The sequence below is a fragment of the Duganella sp. CY15W genome (assembly GCF_009857555.1).
GTDB classification, from domain to species: domain Bacteria; phylum Pseudomonadota; class Gammaproteobacteria; order Burkholderiales; family Burkholderiaceae_D; genus Rugamonas; species Rugamonas sacchari.
Genome location: NZ_WWCQ01000036.1, coordinates 1 through 256, shown reverse-complemented (window position 1 = coordinate 256; position 256 = coordinate 1). Strand labels below are relative to the sequence as shown.

Here is a 256-nt window from a genome sequence, read left to right as displayed (position 1 = left end):
TCCGTTACACTTTAGGAGGAGACCGCCCCAGTCAAACTGCCTACCATGCACTGTCCCCGATCCGGATAACGGACCAAGGTTAGAACCTCAAATGAACCAGGGTGGTATTTCAAGGATGGCTCCATAGGAACTGGCGTCCCTACTTCAAAGCCTCCCACCTATCCTACACAGATTGATTCAAAGTCCAATGCAAAGCTACAGTAAAGGTTCATGGGGTCTTTCCGTCTAGCCGCGGGTAGATTGCATCATCACAAAC

Annotated in this window: 1 rRNA gene; it reads right to left on the bottom strand. The window is 50.0% G+C overall.

Features of this window, described 5'->3' with window-relative positions:
- A 23S ribosomal RNA gene (locus GTP58_RS32005) occupies positions 1–256 on the bottom strand; the annotation flags it as partial.